An 18,933-nucleotide genomic window follows, 5' to 3' on the forward strand; every position below is an offset into this window, starting at 1 on the left:
AAGTGGTGCGACGCAGAGCCGGGACCCATAACGGCTCGTGGCTCCCGGCTCTGCGTCGCACCGCCAAGGCGCTGCGCCGCGTCCGGGACAAGGAAATAGCCCCGATTGTGCACTTGCACAGGGCGGGCAAAGCCGCCTATCTGGACCAATACGCCGCGAAGCCACCTTGCAAGGTCCTAGCCCCTTGGAATCCCAGCCTTACTCATCCCCGGTCGAGCCGCCGGACGCCCCGCGTGAGCCGATCCTGACGCTGCCGGGCGCCCTGACGGCCTACATCGCGCTGATCGCTGCGATTCATTTGCGGGTGCTGCTGCCGGTGGAGCTCGAAAACTGGACCATCGACGTCTTCGGTTTCATTCCAAAACGCTACGATTCGACGCTGCTTAACATCACCTTTCCCGGCGGGGCGGGCGCCAAGGTCTGGACCTTCGTCACCTATTCGCTGCTCCATGCCAATCTCAGCCATATCGGCTTCAACGTGCTGTGGCTGTTGCCGTTCGGCAGCGCGCTGGCGCGCCGGTTCAGCCCTGTCAGGTTCTTCGTATTCATGGCGGTGACGGCCGCGGCGGGCGCACTGGCACATCTCGTCACCCATGAACACGCGATCGCCCCGATGATCGGCGCCTCAGCCTCGGTATCCGGCGCGATGGCGGCTGCCATCCGCTTCGCCTTCGTGCGGGGGAGCTTTCTGTCGTTCAGCCGGGGGGATGCGGATGCCGCGGCGAAAGTTCCAGCGCTGTCGCTGGCCCGGGCGCTGCGCAACCCGCGCGTGCTCGGATTTCTGGCGGTGTGGTTCGGCGTCAACATCATCTTCGGGCTCGGGTCGATTTCGATCGGCGCCGAAGGCGCCAGTGTTGCCTGGCAGGCGCATATCGGCGGATTTCTCGCCGGCCTGATGTTGTTTTCGCTGTTCGATCCGGTGCCGCGTGCGACGCGGCATGCAGCGGATGCTTCATCGCCGGACGAGGCTGGCCGCGTCTGATCGCCGCTTGCGGCGAAGGACGATTTCATCCATCATCCACATAAAGTTGTAACGCAAGCCAATGCCGCTGCCGTACCAGGACAGCCGCGCTTGCAGGCCGTGCCTTGAAATGAAACCGGCGCGGAACTGTCGCGAACAAGTCGGGCTCTCGGGGCGCGAACGGATTCAGGAGGCGACAATGACGGTACGTTCAATTCTCGACACCAAGGGCCATCACATCCTGAGCGTCGAGCCGGACGTAAAGCTTTCGGCTGCGATCAAGATCCTTGGCGAACGCAAGATCGGCGCCGTGCTGGTGATGAACCAGGGGCACCTCGAGGGTATCCTTTCGGAACGCGACATTGTCCGGGTGCTGGGCGAGCGCGGCGCCAGGGTGCTCGAGGAGCCGGTCAGCGCGGTCATGACGAGCAAGGTCGTGAGCTGCCGCGAGTCCGATACCGTTTCCGGGATCATGGAGATGATGACGATTGGCAAGTTCCGCCATTTGCCCGTGGTCGAGGATGGCAAGGTGGTCGGCCTGATTTCGATCGGCGACATCGTAAAGCGCCGCGTCCAGGAGTACGAGGCCGAGCAGGAAGCGCTGCGCGACTACATCAAGACGGCCTGATCGTCATTCCTTCTCGGCCTTTTCGATCGCCGGCCCGGCTTCGCCTGCTGGCGGCGGCGCCAGAATGTGGATCGCTTCCTGAATCGAATCGATGGCGCGCTCGGCCGCACGCACGCCGTGAGCGATCAGGTCGTCGGCGCGATGAAAATCGAACCAGCCGATCTTGCCGACGCGGGGCGAGATCAGCAGATCCGGCGGATCGCCGGCAAGCCGTGCGCGGGTGATGCGGTCCTGCATAATGTTGAAGGCATCGACCATCACCGAGGAGATGCCCGGCCGCCCGCCGCCGCCGAAGAACTCACGCTTCATGGTGCGCTCGGCGGAAAAGAATTTTCCGATGCCGCGTTTCCGCGGCTCGGGTTCGGACACCATTTCCGGCATCACCGATACCGAAACGCCCGCTGTCTGGCCGTGGGAATAGATCGTCGTGGCGTGCGCGAAGACGTCGCTGGAAAGATTGGCGGCAATGACGATCTCTGCGCCGAGCGCGCGTGCCGCCGACACCGGCACCGGATTGACCAGGGCGCCGTCGACCAGCCAGCGGTCGCCGACCAGGATCGGCGAGAATATTCCGGGCAGCGCGTAGGAAGCGCGCATCGCATCCACCATTGGGCCATGGGTCAGCCAGATCTCGTGGCCGGTGCGCACTTCGGTCGCAACGGTGGCAAATTTCACCGGCAGATCCTCGATCAGGCTCTGGCCGAGCGCCGCCTCCAGTTGGGCCGCCAGCTTGGCGCCGCCGATCAGGCCGGATCCGTTCAGGCGGATGTCGAGATAGGAGAGGACGGTTCGCGGCTGCAGGCTGCGCGCCCATTCTTCCAGGGTATCGAGATGTCCTGCGGCATAGGCGCCGCCGACCACGGCGCCGATCGACGTTCCAACCACGACATTGGGCATGATTCCGTGGGCCACCAGCGTGCGGACGATGCCGATATGGGCAAAGCCGCGTGCGGCGCCGCCGCCTAGCGCGAGTCCGATCACCGGCCGGCGGATACTGCCGAGTCCGACCTTGTCGTGGGCCTTGTCCTGGGCATCGGAGCTCCTTTGGCCGAGGCCGATCCAGCTATCCAACACGCCAACCCCTCCTGCGGCTTTGAAGGATATCCGCCGCAGCGTGGCCGCGCCAGAATTTCCGCCAGTCCCTTCCGTAAGCATGGTTTATGCCCGGCCAAATCGGGCTAGACGGGGATTGTGACGGGGCCGCGACCTCGGGATCAACATTGGGTGTTACCCCGCTGACCCCGCTTCCGTAACCTCCCGGGGGCCGAACCGGCCGTGTGGTGGCTTGAATTTGCCGCGTTTTCGGTGAAAAGCATGGCCATGATTTCGTGGGGTGACGGTATCGGTGGATACGGGCGGGGCGGATGGCCTTTCCCGGCGCTGGCGCTCGCCTTAATGCTGGCTGCTTTGCTTCCGGCTCCGGTCTCGGCCCAGTGGTTCTCGGACCGCCCGCCGCCGGTGCCGCCCGCCGTGGTTCCGGATGCCCAGACCGGGCCTGCCATGAATCTGGCGCCGCCATCGGGCACGGCGACGAACCCATCGCTTCCCGCGCCGCTGACCCAGCCCACCATCGTTCAGCCGTCGCTTGCCACGGTGCCACCGGTGGTGCCGCCGCCAGGGGCTGCGACCGCAGGCCAGGCGGTGCTGTCGCTGACGGCGCGCTACGGCAAGGATCTGCCTGTTATCAACGGCGGGCTGGTGTGGCGGGTGTTCGCCGACAAGCCTGACGATACCGGCACGTTCAAGCTGATCCGCGAGGAGCGCGGCGCGACTCCGAACATCGTGCTGCCGCCCGGCAATTACGTCGTTCACGTCGCCCTCGGCCTGGTCAGCGCGGTACGTGCGGTGAGCCTGAAAGCGGAGACCGATCGCGTGGCCTTCGTGCTTCCGGCTGGCGGACTACGTATCGAAGGCCGCGTCGGCACCAGCAAGATTCCACCGAACCAGATTTCGTTCGCGCTCTACAAGGGCAGCCAGTTCGAAGGCGGCGCCGGCGCAGAGCGTTCCTCGCTGGTGCCCAACGTGGCCGCAGGCGACGTCGCGCTGCTGCCGGAGGGCACGTACTACATCATCTCCAACTATGGCGATGCCAACTCGGTCGTGCGCTCCGACATCCGAGTCCAGGCCGGCAAGCTGACGGACGTGACCGTCAGTCACCGCGCGGCGGTGATTACGCTGAAGCTCGTCAGCGACAGAGGCGGCGAGGCGCTCGCCAACACCGCATGGTCGGTGATCACGCCGGGCGGCGACGTCATCAAGGAATCGATCGGCGCGTTTCCGCGCGTGGTGCTGTCCGAAGGCGAATACCGGGCGATTGCCAAGAACGAAGGCAAGGTGTTCGAGCGTGCCTTCAACGTCGTCAACGGCGTCGACGGCGAGGTCGAGGTCGTCGCGCGCTAGACGACTAACCATCGCACAACTTAAAACTGTCATAATCGCCATATCGGCGTACCGCTGCCGCAATTTTTTACACGGCCTTAAACCCCGCTGCATTGGATGCCCCGGGATTGAGTGCGCTTAGGCGGGGCAGGTTATGGTTGCGGCCGACAGATCATCGAAAAAATCGTCAGAAAAATTCAATACCGAGATGTTCGCCGACGTCCCGGTCCTGAAGCGCAAATGGCAGGCTGCCTTGCGTCCGGGCGACAAGCTGCCGCGCTACGAGGACGTCATGCTGGGCAGCCTCGGCCGGCTGGCAGATCATGTCGTGCTGATTCGGAACGACGACGGTGCGCTCGCCGTCTCGCATAGCGGCCGCTATATCCAGCAATGGCTCAATGACGATCGTTGGGACGTTCCGCTCAGCGCATTGCCGCCGGATTGCGCGACCGCGCTTGGCGAGGCCGCATCTCACGCACTGCAGAACGGTGGACCGCACCTCGCTATGGCGCACTGCGTGCGCGACGGACTGGTTCGGACCTATGACGTGCTGGCGCTGCCGACGTCGTCACGCTGGGGCGGCACCCTGATCGGCGCCTATGTCAACGAGCGCGACGCGCAATTCAACCTGCTCGACACGATCTTCTCCGCGACCGACGAGGGCGTGCTGTCGTTGGCTGCGGTTCGCGATGCGAATGGTCGTCCGTCCGATTTTCAGATCGTTCATCTCAATCAGGGGGCCGCGCGGCTGCTGCGGCAACCGTCGACGGAATTGTTGTGGCGACGGCTCGCCGCGGGCGGAAACCTGCTGTGCACGCCAGATGTGATCCGGCGTCTGCGCGACATCATCGTCAGCGGCAATGGCGGTCAGATCGAAATCGACAGCGAGGACCGCTGCCTGCGGTTGGGCGTGACCGCGTTCGGCGACATGCTCTCGTTGACGGTCTCCGACGTCACGGCGCTGAAGCGACGCGAGGTTTCGTTCCGCCTGCTGTTCGACAACAATCCGATGCCGATGTGGGTGTTCGATGCCGAAACGACCCGGTTCCTGAACGTCAACGACGCGGCCATACGGCATTACGGCTACCCCCGCGAAAGCTTCCTGCAGATGCAGCTTCGACAGATCTGGCCGGAGGATGAACGGGCCAGCCACAGCCAGGCGCTGCAGCAGCTCGGCGACGTCTATCATTCGAGCCGCGACTGGCGGCATCTCAAGGCCGACGGCAGTGAAATTCATGTGCTGACATTCGGACGCCGCGTCGCTTTCGACGGACGCGACGGCTATCTGGTGGCCGTCGTCGATATTACCGAGCGCCGCGAGACGGAGGCGCGGATCGCTCACATGGCCCATCACGACGGCCTGACCAACCTGCCGAACCGCGACTTCTTTCAGGAACGCCTTTGCCAGGCGCTCGAGCGGGCGGCGTCCAGCAACCGGCGCGTACCGGTGCTGTGCGTCGATCTCGACCTGTTCAAGAACGTCAACGATTCATTCGGCCACCCGATGGGCGATCGTCTGTTGAAGCAGGTGGCCGAGCGGTTGAAGTCCGAGGTTCGCGGCGACAATCTCGTCGCCCGGCTTGGCGGCGACGAATTCGCCATCGCGCTGGTCTCGGAGGTGTCGCCGATCGAGGTGAGCGACTTCGCCGACCGGCTGATCGGCGTTTTGAGCGCGCGCTACGACCTCGATGGCATCGAGGTTGTCGTCGGCGCCAGCGTCGGCATTGCGCTCTCGCCCGGCGATGGCGCAACCTGCGAGGAATTGATGCGCAACGCCGACATGGCGCTCTATCGGGCGAAGTCCGACGGCGGCAGCGTCCATCGCTTCTTCGAGCGCGAGATGGACCGCCAGGCACAGAAGCGCCGCGACATGGAGCGTGACCTGCGCCGGGCCTTCGCCAATGGCGAATTCGAATTGCACTATCAGCCGCTGGTGGATACTGCCGCCAACCGGATCAGCGGGTTTGAATCGCTGCTGCGCTGGCGCAATCCGGAAAAGGGCATGGTCTCTCCGGCCGATTTCATTCCGGTCGCCGAGGATATCGGATTGATCGTGGCGCTGGGCGAGTGGGTGCTCCGCGAGGCCTGCTCCGTGGCGTCGAACTGGCCGGAAGACATCAAGGTCGCGGTCAATCTGTCGCCGGTCCAGTTCCGCAGCCGCAACCTGGTTCAGGCGGTGATTTCGGCGCTGGCGCATTCCGGCCTGTCGCCGCGGCGGCTTGAGCTTGAAATTACCGAGTCGGTCTTCCTGGCCGAGACCGAAGCCAATCTGGCGATCCTGCATCAGCTTCGCGAGCTCGGCGTCAGCATATCCATGGACGATTTCGGCACCGGCTATTCGAGCCTGAGCTATCTCCGGAGCTTTCCGTTCGACAAGATCAAGATCGACCGCTCTTTCGTGAAAGACCTCGCCGAGCGTACCGATTGCGTCGCGATCGTACGCGCCATCTCTGGTCTCGGCCGCAGCCTGAACATCACGACCACGGCTGAAGGCGTCGAGACCATGGACCAGCTCGACTGGCTGCGCGCCGAAGGCTGTAACGAGGTGCAGGGCTTTCTGTTCAGCGCGGCGAAGCCAGCATCCGAACTCGAGGCGCTGCTGTCCGCGTTCAGCGCCCGGGGCCTCGAAGGCCGCGTAAGCGCTCGTCATGCCCGGGCTTGACCCGGGCATCCATCCTCTTTGCAAGAATCTTCTCAAGAGTGATGGATTGCCGGGTCAAGCCCGGCAATGACGGTCAAAGGGATTCTTAGAACCGCGTCACGATATCCGACAGTGCCGGGCGAGGGCGGTCTTCGGCGGGCTTTGACGGTATGCCGATATGGATGAAGCCGGCGAGTTTTTCGTCCGCCTTCAGTCCGAGCCCGTCGAGGACGTCGCGGTCGAAGGCGAACCAGCCGGTCAGCCAGCACGCGCCGTAGCCAAGCGCGCTGGCGGCGTTGACAATGTTCATCGCGCTGGCGCCGGCGGACAATTCCTGCTCCCACGCCGGCACCTTGGGGTGCGGCCGGGTAAAGCTCACAACGGCGATGACCAGCGGCGCATCCATCAGCCGGCGCTTTTCGATCTCGATGTCGGCGGCCGGGGCAGAGGGATTCTTTTTCGCGAACACCCGCGCAATGACGTCGCCGGCCCGCGCCCGGGCGTCGCCCTCGAACACGATGAAGCGCCACGGCGTCAGCTTGCCGTGGTCCGGCACCCGCGCGCCGATGGTCAGGATGGTCTCGAGTTCGGCCGCGGTCGGGCCGGGGCCGCTCATCTCGCGGGGCTTTACGGAGCGGCGGATCTTCAGGAGTTCGATGGCGTCAGGCACAAGGGTCGCTTTCGTCGGAAGTGGCTGTGCCAGAGATAGTGGCACAGCCGGTCCAGCGGAAGCCGATTTAGACCGATTATGATCAGATCGCCGCCCGCGCCCGCTTCACGTCCGGCGGCGTCGCTTCCTCGACGAGAGCGGCCAGCGCCTCGGCGGTCGGCATGACGTTCTGCCCATCGCTGCCGAGCCGGCGGATGGAGACCGAATGGGTCTCGGCTTCCTTCTTGCCGACGACGAGCAGGGCAGGGATCTTCGCCAGCGAGTGCTCGCGGACCTTGTAGTTGATCTTCTCGTTGCGCAGGTCGATATCGACGCGGAGTCCCGCGCGCCGCGCGGCAGCCGCAACCACCTTGGCGTATTCATCGCCTTCGGAGGTGATGGTCGTGACCACCACCTGGGTCGGCGCGAGCCAGAGCGGGAAGTTGCCGGCAAAATGCTCGATCAGGATGCCGATGAAGCGCTCCATCGAGCCGCAGATCGCGCGGTGCACCATCACCGGCGCCTTCTTGGACCCGTCGGCGTCGATATAGAACGCGCCAAAGCGCTCCGGCAGGTTGAAGTCGACCTGCGTGGTGCCGCATTGCCAGTCGCGGCCGATGGCGTCGCGCAGCACGTATTCGAACTTGGGCCCGTAGAACGCGCCTTCGCCCGGGTTGATTGCGGTCTTGATGCGGTTGCTGCCGCTGGCCTGAATTTCAGCCAGCACGGTCGCCATCACGCGCTCGGCATGATCCCACATCTCGTCGGTGCCGACGCGCTTCTCCGGCCGGGTCGAGAGCTTGACCGTGAGCTCGCCCTCGAAGCCGAAATCGGCGTAGGTCGACAGGATCAGGTCGTTGATCTTGAGGCACTCGTCGGCAAGCTGCGCCTCAGTGCAGAACACGTGCGCGTCGTCCTGGGTGAAGCCGCGCACGCGCATCAGGCCATGCATCGCGCCCGACGGCTCATAGCGATGCACCACGCCGAATTCGGCAAGGCGCAAGGGCAGGTCGCGGTAGCTCTTGAGGCCATGCTTGAAGATCTGCACATGGCCCGGGCAGTTCATCGGCTTCAGCGCAAACCAGCGCTTGTCCTCGGCCTCGTCGCCGGCCGACTGCGCCGCGAACATGTTCTCGCGGTACCAGTCCCAATGGCCCGAAGTCTCCCACAGCGCTTTGTCGAGGATCTGCGGCGCGTTGACCTCGTCGTAGTCGCCGGTCAGTCGGCGGCGCATATAGGCGATCAGCGCCTGGAAGACGGTCCACCCCTTCGGGTGCCAGAACACCACGCCGGGGCCTTCTTCCTGGAAGTGGAACAGGTCGAGCTCACGGCCGAGCTTGCGGTGGTCGCGCTTCTCGGCTTCCTCGATCTGCTTGAGGTAGGTGTCGAGCTCTTCCTGCTTGGCGAACGCCGTGCCGTAGATGCGCGTCAGCATCGGGTTGTTGGCATCGCCGCGCCAATAGGCGCCCGCAACCTTCATCAGCTTGAACGCGTTGCCGATCTTGCCGGTCGAATTCATATGCGGGCCGCGGCAGAGATCGAACCAGTCGCCCTGGAAATAGATCTTGATCGGCTCGTTGCCGGGAATGGTGTCGACCAGTTCGACCTTGAAGGCCTCGCCCTTGTCGCGGAACACCTGCTTGGTCTTCTCGCGATCCCACACTTCCTTGGTGAAGGGCTTGTCGCGCGCGATGATCTCGCGCATTCGCTTTTCGATCGCGGCGAAATCTTCCGGCGTGAACGGCTCGTTGCGAAAGAAATCGTAATAGAATCCGTTCTCGATCACCGGGCCGATGGTGACCTGCGTGCCCGGCCACAGCGACTGCACGGCTTCCGCCAGCACATGCGCGCAGTCATGGCGGATCAGTTCCAGCGCGCGGGGGTCTTCACGGTTGATAAGCTCGATCTTCGCATCGTGCGAAATCGGGTCGTTGAGATCGGCGACCACCCCGTCAAGCGCCATCGCCACCGTTCGCTTGGCCAGCGAGGGTGAGATTCCCTTGGCGATGTCGAGCCCAGTGATGTCCTTGGCATACTCGCGTTTTGCGCCGTCCGGGAAGGTGAGGGTGATCTTTTCCAAGGGCTCGGCCGGTTTCAAATTCGCAAGGCCAAATTGGAACCCCGATGCGGGTGCATTGCTGTCAGGCATTGGCATCTCCTAAAGCTCACTCCTGCGAACGAGCGCAGGTAAGCGGAAAGCTGCGGTATAGCAGGCGATTCGGCTCCTGCAATCGGGCAATTTGCTAAACAGGGCGTGATGGAAGCAGCCGCGGGCGCTATATCCGGGGCCTCATTGCCCCCGGAAAGGCGGATTGCTTCTTCAAGCCCGACAATGCGCGCAGAGCCCGCGGGACGTCAGCGCGTCAAATTAATAAATCTCATGACGGTGATGACAAATAGTCCGGCATCGCGTCCTTTTCTTGACGCAGCTCGCCGCGTACATGCACGTGCATGAAACATGTGCCCGTGCCCGTCTACACCGAACGCCGCTTCGCTCCCACAGCATTGATGCTTGGCAATGTGGTCATCGGCTGCGCAGTGCTGGCGCCGGCGGGCATGCTCGGCGAGTTATCTTCCGGTCTTGACGTCAGCATTCGTACTGCGGGTCTTCTGATCACCTTCGGCGCGATCATGCTCTGCGTCGGTTCACCGGTTACGGCGTGGCTGACTTCCAGGATCGAGCGCCGCCCCTTGCTCACAGTGACGCTCGGCGTGCTCGCCCTTACCAACTTCGCTTCCGCCCTGGCGCCCGACTACACCAGCCTGCTCATCATCCGCCTGGTCATGCTCGCGGTCGGCGCGCTCTATACGCCGCAGGCGGCCGGGACAGCCGCGCTGATCGTGCCGGAGCAAAGCGCGGCAGCACCATCGCCTATATCTTTCTCGGCTGGTCGCTGGCGGCGGCGGTCGGCCTGCCGCTGATCACGTTGATCGCCAGCCGATACGGCTGGCGCGCGGCCTATGGCAGCATCGGCCTGGTGGGTTGCGTGAGTTTCATCCTTCTGGCTTGGCGCCTGCCGCGCGGGCTGATGGGCGCGCCGGTCGACCTCAAGACCTGGGCCGCTATTGGCCGCAACCGGCTGATCGTGCTGTTGCTGTCGATTACCACGCTGCAGATGTCCGGCCAGTTCGTGGTGTTCACCTTCATGGGTCCGCTGCTGGCGAGGCTGACGGGCGCAGGGCCCGACGCGATCGGGCTGGTGTTCGCCGTCTATGGCGTGTGCGGCGTTATCGGCACGGCGATCGGAACCCGCATTGTCGATTCCTGGGGTGCGTGGAAGACCTCGCTTCTGTTCACCTCGGTGTTGCTGGCAGGCCTCGCCGGCTGGGCGTTGAGCGCCGGGATCTATCCGTTGATGGCCGTGTCCGTCGCTATCTGGGGCCTGGGCTTTGCTTCCACCAATTCGATGCAGCAGGTGCGGCTGGTCGGCGCGGCGCCTTCGCTCGCATCCGCCTCGGTGTCGCTCAACACATCGGTCCTCTATATCGGGCAGGCGGTAGGATCGGCGATCGGCGGCTTTCTATACGCACACGATCTGCTCTACGCCGCGGGCTATGTCGGGGCGGCCTTCGTCGCGCTGGCGCTGGTGACGGTGATTCTAACCAAGCCGACCAAGGTCCAAGAGAGCGCACCGCACTGATCCCGGCCGAAGGTTTTGACATCCCTGCGCGAGTTCCATAAAGGTAATGTTATAACATTACGTTTGTGGGCTGTAAGTAATGGAAAAGATTGGCGATTGGGATGGAATCAGGAGGCGGATCGGACGCCGAACGCGGTTCTTGGCAGCCTTCTTGGCAGTGCTGGCCGCAGCATCCTTTGCCGGGGGCGGTCCACGCCCCGCCATTGCTCAAGCCGTCCCCCAGGCTGTCCTGCCTGCGATCACGGTGGAAGGACGGCCAGCCACCAAGCAAAAGCAGCGAACGAGCAAGCGCTCGCAGGTGCGGGCTGCGTCCATCGCACGCCTGGCGCAGACCGGCGCGGATCGAGCGCCGCAAGGCCCAATCGACGGATGGCCGGGAGGCTTGCCGCGCGATCACATCCGTTCGACGACCGATCTCAACATACCCAATACGACCGGATCGCGACTGCCGGGCACGGCTCGCGACATCGCCGCCAGCGTGGAGAGCATCAATCAGGCGACGATGCAGGAGCGAGGCAGGACCAGTTGGGTGGACGCCCTGCAAGGCCTGACCGGCTTCACGTCCGCCGTCCGGCCAGGAGCTGCCGGCGTCGCATCGACACGCGGGTTCACCGAGAACGGCGTCGCGGTGCTCTATGACGGAATCCGTGTCACCAACACCACGATCAGCACGCGTAACTACGACAGTTTTACTTTCGATAGGGTAGACGTGCTGCGCGGACCGGCGTCGGTCCTTTACGGTGAAGGCGCCATCGGCGGCGCCGTCAATCTCGTTCGCAAGCAACCGAGCGGGGTTAACGAGCCGTTCGAAACAATCTCCTCGCTCACTACGCGCGAAGGCGTCCGCCAGGCCGTGGGAAAGGGAGGTCCGCTGGGGAACGGCTTCTCTTATCGGCTCGACGGCGTCGTCAACGGCTACAACGGCCCCGTCGATGATAACCAGGTCAGATACGGCAATGTCGCAGGCGCCTTGCGCTGGGACGTGACGCCGCAATTGTCATCGACCGTCGATTTTGACTACATGAAATCGAAAATCGAGAACGCGTATTGGGGCACGCCCCTAGTGCGAGGGCAAATCCGCTCCGATCTCCGCGAGGTCAACTACAACAACCTGCCGAACAACAAATACGACGACAGCGTGCTGTGGCTGCGCTGGAACACGACGTACGACACCGAGGAGCTAAAGATCCGCAATCGCTTCTGGTCCTATCAATCCGATCGCGATTGGATCAACACATACCGCTTTGCCTACATTCCCGCAGGCGGCACCTGCTCTTTCCGCGGGCAGAACCTCCTCAACAACACCGGTACGGACCAGGTCTGCCGGCAAACGTGGGAGAATCTCGGCTACGACCATCGCTTCGTTGGCGATCGTTTCGACGTGAACTGGAACGGTAGCTTGGCAGCGATGCCGCTGTCGACGGTCATGGGCGTTGAGGTTGCAAGCACGCGATGGGACAGTCCGCGCAACGAGGTGACATCGCTTCAATTCGTCGATCCCTACAATCCCGCGCCGACGGACTTCTTCACGCGAGGCACTGCACGAACGCAAAACGTGCGCGCGGACCTGACGCAGAAGGCGGTTTTCGGCGAGGCGCGCCTGGAAGTGCTCAAGGGGGTCAAGATTGTTGGCGGGTTTCGGGTCGATCAAATGGAGGTGGACTACAATCGGCAGCCGACGAACCAGCTCTACAGCAAGACGTTCGAACCCAGCACCTATCGCATGGGTGCATTGTGGGATATTCGCGCCGACACGACGCTCTACGCGCAATATGCAACTGCGGTTGAGCCGCGCTTTGCGCTGTTCACATTGGGCGTCACCGACACCCCCTTCAGCCTCACCAATGCGCGCCAGGTGGAAGGCGGCATCAAACACGCCTTCGCGAACGGGCGAGGTGAGCTGTTGGCAGCCGTCTATCACATCGAAAAGACCGATATCCCCTCGACCGATCCGCTGACGGGATTCACGGTTCAGGTGGGCAAGCAGTCATCCCGCGGCTTTGAGATTTCCGGCAGTTACCGCCCGATGGAGACTTTGCGTCTCGAGGCGAACTTTGCCTACGTAGATGCCCGGTATGACGAATATCGAACCAGTACGATCGCGAACTACACGGGCAATACGCCGCCGAATGTGCCGCAGGTCGTGGCGAATTTTGGTGCCACGTGGCAGCCGTTCACAAATTGGGCGGTCGGCGGGTGGATCAATCACAAGGCCTCCATCAAGGCTGACGATGCCAACCTGGTGACGTTGCCGTCTGCCACCACCGCGGATGTTTTTGCCACCTACCGTTTTGCGCAAAACGCCGACCTGACGTTCCGCGTTCGCAATATCACCGACGCGGTCTATGCAGCGTGGGCCACGGACGCGAATTACGTCATTCTTGGCGCGCCGCGGACCTTCGAGCTTTCTCTCCGTACACGGTGGTAGGCAGGTCCAGGAATGCTCGTTAGCAGCGGGCGCCGATCGTTCACGGCGCCAATCATTCAATGGCTCACGCCATCCCCTCCGATCGCAAGCAGGTCCGAGGGGACGCCCTCTACCTTGATACGCTGTCGCTCGGCGAGGGTTGTTGCGTCGAGAATTGCCACTTCGCCCGTACGCGGGTCGGAGACGGCGACATACGGGCCGATGGAAGCGATCCGCGGGCGGACGGTGCTCTGATCCATCGCATAGCGCCCGGTAACGCGTGTTTGGGCTTCGATCGTGCCGGTCAACGGGTTGATGCCGAGAAGGGTACCATCCTCAACGATGACGAAGAGCCGGTCTCCCGACTCCGGATGGAGATTGAAGTCCATCCTGCGCGCCGGCAGAGCGATGAATTGGAAGTCCCCATCCGCAGCAGAAGGATCGACGATGACCATGCCGTCGAGACCGAAATCACCGGCAACGAATGTAAATCCGGTTGCGCCGGTCATGCGGCGGATCAAGCGTCCAGGCGGTAGCGAAGCTGGATAGGGGAGCCGGCGACTGACGACGTCGTTGCGTGCCATCTCGAAGATCGCAACGCCATCTGCACATCCGAAGACGACGAAGCGGCTCGTCGTCGCTTCGCCGTGCAAGCTTGGGCATTCAATCCGGTGCGGCTTTGCCGTGTCCTCGCTGCGGAGTTCGATCGCATCCGGAAGGCCTTCGCCTGCAGGTGAATGGTGACGGCCAAACGCCTTGCGACCGGAACGGCCACGCCGTGATGCTTGACGCCCGTTTCGGCATGCTGAATGCGTTCCATGCGGCCCGCGACGAAGTCTTGCTCGTTGAAAATCTGGGCTGTTCCGTCGCCGTCCAAAAACACAGCAACACGGACGTTGTCGTGCGTGAGATGCGAAGGGCGCAAGCCGCGAAGCCGCGAAGGCAGAAGCGCTGGAGCGGAGATCTTTATGTCGGCATGATCGCCGTGGCTCCCCAGCTCAATGCCGGCGTCGATGACAGCGACTTCATCCGCTTCGGGCTGCACGGCATACGCATAACGGCCAGAGGGTCCCGCGTGGAGCCGCGCCGGACTTGCCAGGGGCAGTGCGGCAAGCAATTGGCCGTTTTCGAGATCATAGATCTTGAGTGCCGCCGCCTTGGCATCGGCAACCACGAGCCGAAAAGCCTGCGCGGTGCCCGCAGCGTGGGTGCGATGTTCGGCTGCGGGCCCGTGCGCCTCGCTGGTTGCGCCGGACATTCCGCAAAGAACCATCGCGATAGCAAGAAGTCGGCGCATCACTGTCCCGTAAGATGGAATGTGCAATGTTATAACGTAACAGACACATGCGGCAAGATCTCACCGCGAGCCTGATGGTACGGCGAGGCGAGGCTATCGGTTGGCGTATGGCGTGCTGGCGACCCGCGTCAAAGCGGGCGTTGCCGCCATCTTGACCAGCACGTCCTTGACCGGATGCTCGGTCCAGGCCTGCGTGACGTAATCGCGGTGGGTGACGCCGTCAGGCGTCTGCATGAATACCACGCTGCCGGGCCGCAGCGGCCCGTCCATGCTCTCGGTAACGGTGATCCCTCGGTCGCGGAGCATCTGCATCAGCTCCAGATCGTGCCGCTTGGTGTAGCGGGTATACGAAGAGACGAAGAAGCCGGTCCGGTTTTTCTCGATCCAGGAGGCGAACTTGTCGAGTTCGCCGTAGACGGCGTCGAGCAGGAACACGCCCCGGACCCGGTTGGAAAGGCCGCCGACCTCAAGGCTCCAGGCGGTCGGCAGGAAGCCGCCGCTATAGCCGACGATCACGATCGGCAGGTTCGCAAAAGCTTGCGCCGACTTCGGATCGCCGTAGAGGCGGGCGAGGTGGCTGGCCGATTCATCGATGAAGCGCTTGAAGCCGCCCGGCTGCCAGAATTTGCCGGCCGAAGAGTCCGCGGCGTTCACGGCCATTTGTGGCGCGAGCAGCACGGCGTTGACGCCGGAATCCGAGATTTGCTGCGGCACCAGTTGGCGGTCGCGCACATCGCGCTCCAGCGTCGCGCCGTTGCCGTGGAAGAACACCACGATGACGCCCGGCTTCCTGACATCGAAAGTCTCGGGGACATGCACCAGCACGCGGCTATCGTTGTAGGTCTCGTCCTGCCAATAGACCCGGCCGCTATGGCTGCGGTGGCCCTTGCGGTCGCCCTTGGTGATGTTGAGGAACGGCTCTTCGGAGCGCGGGTTGGTGCCGAAATAGGGGAAGGCCGAGGACTTCATGCTGACCAGTGTGGTCAGCTCTTCGCGCTCGCCGCGGGGCAGGGTCAGCGTCGGCGTTAGCGACGCGACCCTCACGGGCTCCGCGCGAACCGTGCGCTGCTGAGGTGCCAGCGCGACCTGCCGCTGTACCTGGGGCACGCTTTCTTGGGGCAGGCTTTCATTCGCAGTCGGGAAACGGTCGGCGAATTGCGGTTTGGGGAAACGGTCGTCGAATGTATCGGACGAAGCCTGGGACTTGGCGGCCCGGGACTTTGCGCCTTCCGTGTTCGCTGCCAGCATTTCGGCGTTCGGCGCCTTGCCGCACTGAACCAGGAGAAAGGACATCGGCACGAACAGCGCAGCCATCGCAGCCAAGTGCCAACGAAGGGGCAGGGCGCGGCGCCGCATGACCGAGGACATCGCCCGGCTGGCGCGATCAGCTATCTGGAATTTCGGAATTGCTCCGACCATCCACCCCAATGCCCCAAGATCCACTGTCAACCGGCGTAAGCTCGCACGCGTTTAGGCGACGTTAAGCGTCCGGAAAACTCCCCACGTCCGGAAGCCCCGAGGAGACCACGCAATCGTGTCGCGATTGTGGGACCGTCACGATGTTTTCGCAATCCGGTAGTGGCACGGTGCCGCCGGCGGTATCATAAAACCGATTTCGTGTCGTAATTTAAGCCATTGTTAACATTGCTTGAATTGAGGGGCATCAGCCTGCACGATGCAGTTCCTGGCTGCGGCGCTGAAGGTACGGTCCGAGATGGCGGCATCAGAAACGGGAAGCCCGGCTTGGCCCGGCGCGCGCTCCGGCAGCGGCTCCGGCGTTTCGGTCCTGGTGGCGGTCGCCATCGTCGTTGCCGACATGGTCGGCGTCGGCGTCTTCACCAGCCTCGGCTTTCAGGTCAAGGACATTCCCTCCGGCTTTTCGATCCTGCTGCTCTGGACCGTCGGCGGCATCGTCGCGCTGTGCGGGGTGTTTTCCTACGGCGAACTCGGCGCGATGTTTCCGCGCTCGAGCGGCGAGTACAACTTCCTCGGCCGGGCCTATCATCCGGCCTTCGGCTTTGTGGCCGGCTGGGTGTCGGCGACGGTCGGCTTCGCCGCGCCCGTCGCGCTGGCCGCCATGGCGTTCGGCGAGTACGGCAGGTCGGTGCTTCCAGATGCGCCGCCGGTGGTGCTCGCGGTCGGTGTGGTCTGGCTGGTGTCGCTGGTGCAACTCGCCGGCATCAGGCATTCCTCGACCTTCCAGCTTATCGCCACCATCCTGAAGGTGGCGCTGATCATAGCCTTTCTTGCCTGCGGTTTCATAATCGGCACGGCGCAGCCGGTGTCGTTTGCGCCTTCAGCCTCCGACTTCACCCATATCGTCAGCGCGCCGTTCGCGATCAGCCTGGTATTCGTGATGTATTCGTTCTCGGGCTGGAACGCGGCGACCTACATCATCGGCGAGGTGAGGTCGCCGGAGCGCAATGTGCCGCGCGCGATGCTGATCGGAACGCTGATCGTGCTCGTATTGTACGTCGCGCTCAACGCGGTGTTCCTGCATACCGCGCCGATCGACAAGCTCGCCGGCCAACTCGATGTCGCCCGGATTTCCGGCAGTCACATCTTCGGCGAAATCGGCGGCCGCATTGTCGGCGCGATGATCTGCTTCGGATTGATCTCCTCGATCAGTGCCATGATGTGGATCGGGCCGCGCGTCATGATGACGATGGGCGAGGACATTCCAGTGCTGCGGGCGTTCGCCCGAAGGTCGCCCGGCGGTGCGCCGGCTTACGCCATTCTGTTTCAACTCACGGTCGCGAGCCTGATGCTGTTTACGCGCAGCTTCGAGGCGGTGCTTGAATTCATCCAGTTCTCCTTGTTGTTCTGTTCTTTCTTTACCGTGCTCGGGGTCATCAAGCTGCGGATTACGCATCCCGACCTGCCGCGGCCCTACCGCGCCTGGGGATACCCGGTAACCCCGGTGGTTTTCCTGCTCGTGACCGGTTTCATGATGTACTATCTCCTGACCGAACAGCCGCTGCGCTCGTTCCTTGGTCTTCTGATCATGTTTTCCGGTCTCCTGATTTACGCCGTCTTCCGCAAGCGGGAAAATCAAGTCCCCGCGGCCGCAGCAGGCCACGAATGAACATGCTGCATTCCCTGAGAATGGCGACGCTTGCTGCTGTCATGCTGCTGGCGGCCGTGGCTGCCGTTCATGCCCAAACCGCAACGGTGGACGACACCGCGAAATTTCTGGCGGGCATGATGCCGTCGGCGGAATCGCCGCTCGCGCCGCTCACCAGGGATCCGGCCTGGCAGCGGCACGCCAAATTTTTCGACACCGCGTTCGAGAAACTCGAGCAGCGCCAACTATCGCGGATCCGCGCCTGGGCGGATACCAATCTGGCGGCGCCGCGGCCGACCATGTTCTACATGTTCTCAGGTCCGGACTTTCTCTATGCGAACGCATTCTATTCGAAAGCTTCGACCTACGTGCTGAGCGCGCTCGAGCCGGTGGGTTCGGTGCCTGACCTCTCGAGATTGTCGCGCGGCGGCATCGCGTCTGCGCTCTACAACGTCGAGCGCTCGCTCGGTTCGATCCTGAGCTTCAGCTTCTTCATCACCAAGCAGATGAAGACCGATCTGCAGGCGGACCAGATCAGCGGCACACTGCCTATCCTCTACGTGTTCCTGGCGCGCTCGGGCATGACCGTGAAGGGCGTCAGTCCGATCTCGCTGGACGACAAGGGGGCGGCATATTTCGCGGGCGAAAATCCCGGGCCGAACGCCGTACGCGGCGTGCGCATCATCTTCGCCGGCAGCGACGGTCAGGAAAAGACCCTGTATTATTTCTCGACCGATCTCTCCAATTCCGGCGTGAAGGCGAGCGGTTTCCTGAAATTCTGTGCGACGCTCGCGCCCGGCAACAGCCTGATCAAGAGCGCCTCCTATCTGCTGCATTCCGGCAACTTCACCACGGTGCGCGACTTCCTGCTCAACAACAGCGCCACCATCATCCAGGACGATTCCGGAATCCCGCTTGCCTATTACAGCACGAAGAAATGGCGCTTCTTCCCGTTCGGCCGTTATCTGGGACCGATCGACGAATTCGAGGGGCGCTATCAGGAATCCTACGCCGCGCTGTTCCGGCGCGCGCAGCCGATCGATTTCGGGATCGGCTATCGATGGCGCACGCCAGAATCGAATTTGCTGCTCTCGGTGAGATTGCCTGACGATGGGTCGACCGCCGCCGACGCCACGTCGTCGACCGAGGCGCCGCTGTCGCCGCCACGACCGCGCAGGCCGCGACCGCCGGCGGATATCGGACCGCAGCCGCGAGGCGGATTTTTCTTCTGGCGCTAAGCGGCGAAACTCAGGTGAAGCGTCGCAT

At 63.2% G+C, this 18,933-nt stretch carries 13 protein-coding genes and 1 pseudogene; 9 read left to right on the top strand and 5 right to left on the bottom strand.

What is annotated here, in order from left to right:
• Positions 1-184: 184 nt before the first annotated feature.
• Positions 185-982 (top strand): rhomboid family intramembrane serine protease, encoded by a 798-nt coding sequence (locus GWE18_RS06205; protein ID WP_275184915.1) that lies wholly within the window; start codon positions 185-187, stop codon positions 980-982.
• A gap of 178 nt (positions 983-1,160) precedes the next feature.
• Positions 1,161-1,589 carry a CBS domain-containing protein gene (locus GWE18_RS06210; RefSeq protein ID WP_057852491.1) on the top strand — a complete coding sequence of 143 codons (429 nt, stop codon included), beginning with the start codon at positions 1,161-1,163 and terminating at the stop codon, positions 1,587-1,589.
• 3 nt (positions 1,590-1,592) lie between these two features.
• On the opposite strand, the gene GWE18_RS06215 is transcribed toward GWE18_RS06210, so the two are convergent.
• A complete protein-coding gene (locus tag GWE18_RS06215; RefSeq protein ID WP_275184916.1) occupies positions 1,593-2,663 on the bottom strand; it encodes a patatin-like phospholipase family protein in 1,071 nt (356 codons plus the stop codon).
• 246 nt (positions 2,664-2,909) lie between these two features.
• Here GWE18_RS06215 and GWE18_RS06220 point away from each other — a divergent pair, with 246 nt between their 5' ends.
• Both GWE18_RS06220 and GWE18_RS06225 read left to right on the top strand, forming a co-directional pair.
• Positions 2,910-3,989 carry a hypothetical protein gene (locus tag GWE18_RS06220; RefSeq protein ID WP_275185158.1) on the top strand — a complete coding sequence of 360 codons (1,080 nt, stop codon included), beginning with the start codon at positions 2,910-2,912 and terminating at the stop codon, positions 3,987-3,989.
• A gap of 133 nt (positions 3,990-4,122) precedes the next feature.
• Positions 4,123-6,630, top strand: coding sequence for an EAL domain-containing protein (locus GWE18_RS06225; protein ID WP_275184917.1), 2,508 nt, complete (start codon positions 4,123-4,125; stop codon positions 6,628-6,630).
• Between the two features lie 85 nt (positions 6,631-6,715).
• Here the strand turns inward: GWE18_RS06225 and GWE18_RS06230 are convergent, their stop codons facing one another.
• Entirely contained in the window at positions 6,716-7,279 is a 564-nt protein-coding gene (locus GWE18_RS06230; RefSeq protein WP_275184918.1) for a nitroreductase, read from the bottom strand.
• A gap of 82 nt (positions 7,280-7,361) precedes the next feature.
• Entirely contained in the window at positions 7,362-9,407 is a 2,046-nt protein-coding gene (thrS, locus tag GWE18_RS06235) for a threonine--tRNA ligase (protein WP_275184919.1), read from the bottom strand.
• Between the two features lie 302 nt (positions 9,408-9,709).
• Here thrS and GWE18_RS06240 point away from each other — a divergent pair.
• Together GWE18_RS06240 and GWE18_RS06245 are read left to right on the top strand one after the other, a co-directional pair.
• Positions 9,710-10,899, top strand: a pseudogene (locus tag GWE18_RS06240) (MFS transporter).
• A gap of 139 nt (positions 10,900-11,038) precedes the next feature.
• The gene (locus GWE18_RS06245) at positions 11,039-13,327 is read left to right on the top strand and encodes a TonB-dependent receptor (protein ID WP_275184920.1); all 2,289 of its coding nucleotides are present in this window, start codon (positions 11,039-11,041) and stop codon (positions 13,325-13,327) included.
• A gap of 56 nt (positions 13,328-13,383) precedes the next feature.
• Here the strand turns inward: GWE18_RS06245 and GWE18_RS06250 are convergent, their stop codons facing one another.
• The gene (locus GWE18_RS06250) at positions 13,384-13,959 is read right to left on the bottom strand and encodes a hypothetical protein (protein ID WP_275184921.1); all 576 of its coding nucleotides are present in this window, start codon (positions 13,957-13,959) and stop codon (positions 13,384-13,386) included.
• 125 nt (positions 13,960-14,084) lie between these two features.
• Here GWE18_RS06250 and GWE18_RS06255 point away from each other — a divergent pair, with 125 nt between their 5' ends.
• The gene (locus tag GWE18_RS06255; protein WP_275184922.1) at positions 14,085-14,678 is read left to right on the top strand and encodes a hypothetical protein; all 594 of its coding nucleotides are present in this window, start codon (positions 14,085-14,087) and stop codon (positions 14,676-14,678) included.
• An 18-nt stretch (positions 14,679-14,696) separates the two neighbouring features.
• On the opposite strand, the gene GWE18_RS06260 is transcribed toward GWE18_RS06255, so the two are convergent.
• Complete coding sequence (locus GWE18_RS06260) at positions 14,697-16,022, bottom strand: alpha/beta hydrolase (RefSeq protein WP_275184923.1); 1,326 nt, start codon at positions 16,020-16,022, stop codon at positions 14,697-14,699.
• A gap of 295 nt (positions 16,023-16,317) precedes the next feature.
• Here GWE18_RS06260 and GWE18_RS06265 point away from each other — a divergent pair, with 295 nt between their 5' ends.
• Complete coding sequence (locus GWE18_RS06265) at positions 16,318-17,688, top strand: amino acid permease (protein WP_275185159.1); 1,371 nt, start codon at positions 16,318-16,320, stop codon at positions 17,686-17,688.
• A 2-nt stretch (positions 17,689-17,690) separates the two neighbouring features.
• Complete coding sequence (locus GWE18_RS06270; RefSeq protein ID WP_275184924.1) at positions 17,691-18,905, top strand: hypothetical protein; 1,215 nt, start codon at positions 17,691-17,693, stop codon at positions 18,903-18,905.
• Positions 18,906-18,933 lie beyond the last annotated feature (28 nt).

It is taken from the genome of Bradyrhizobium sp. CSA112 (genome assembly GCF_029051645.1).
Lineage (GTDB): Bacteria > Pseudomonadota > Alphaproteobacteria > Rhizobiales > Xanthobacteraceae > Bradyrhizobium.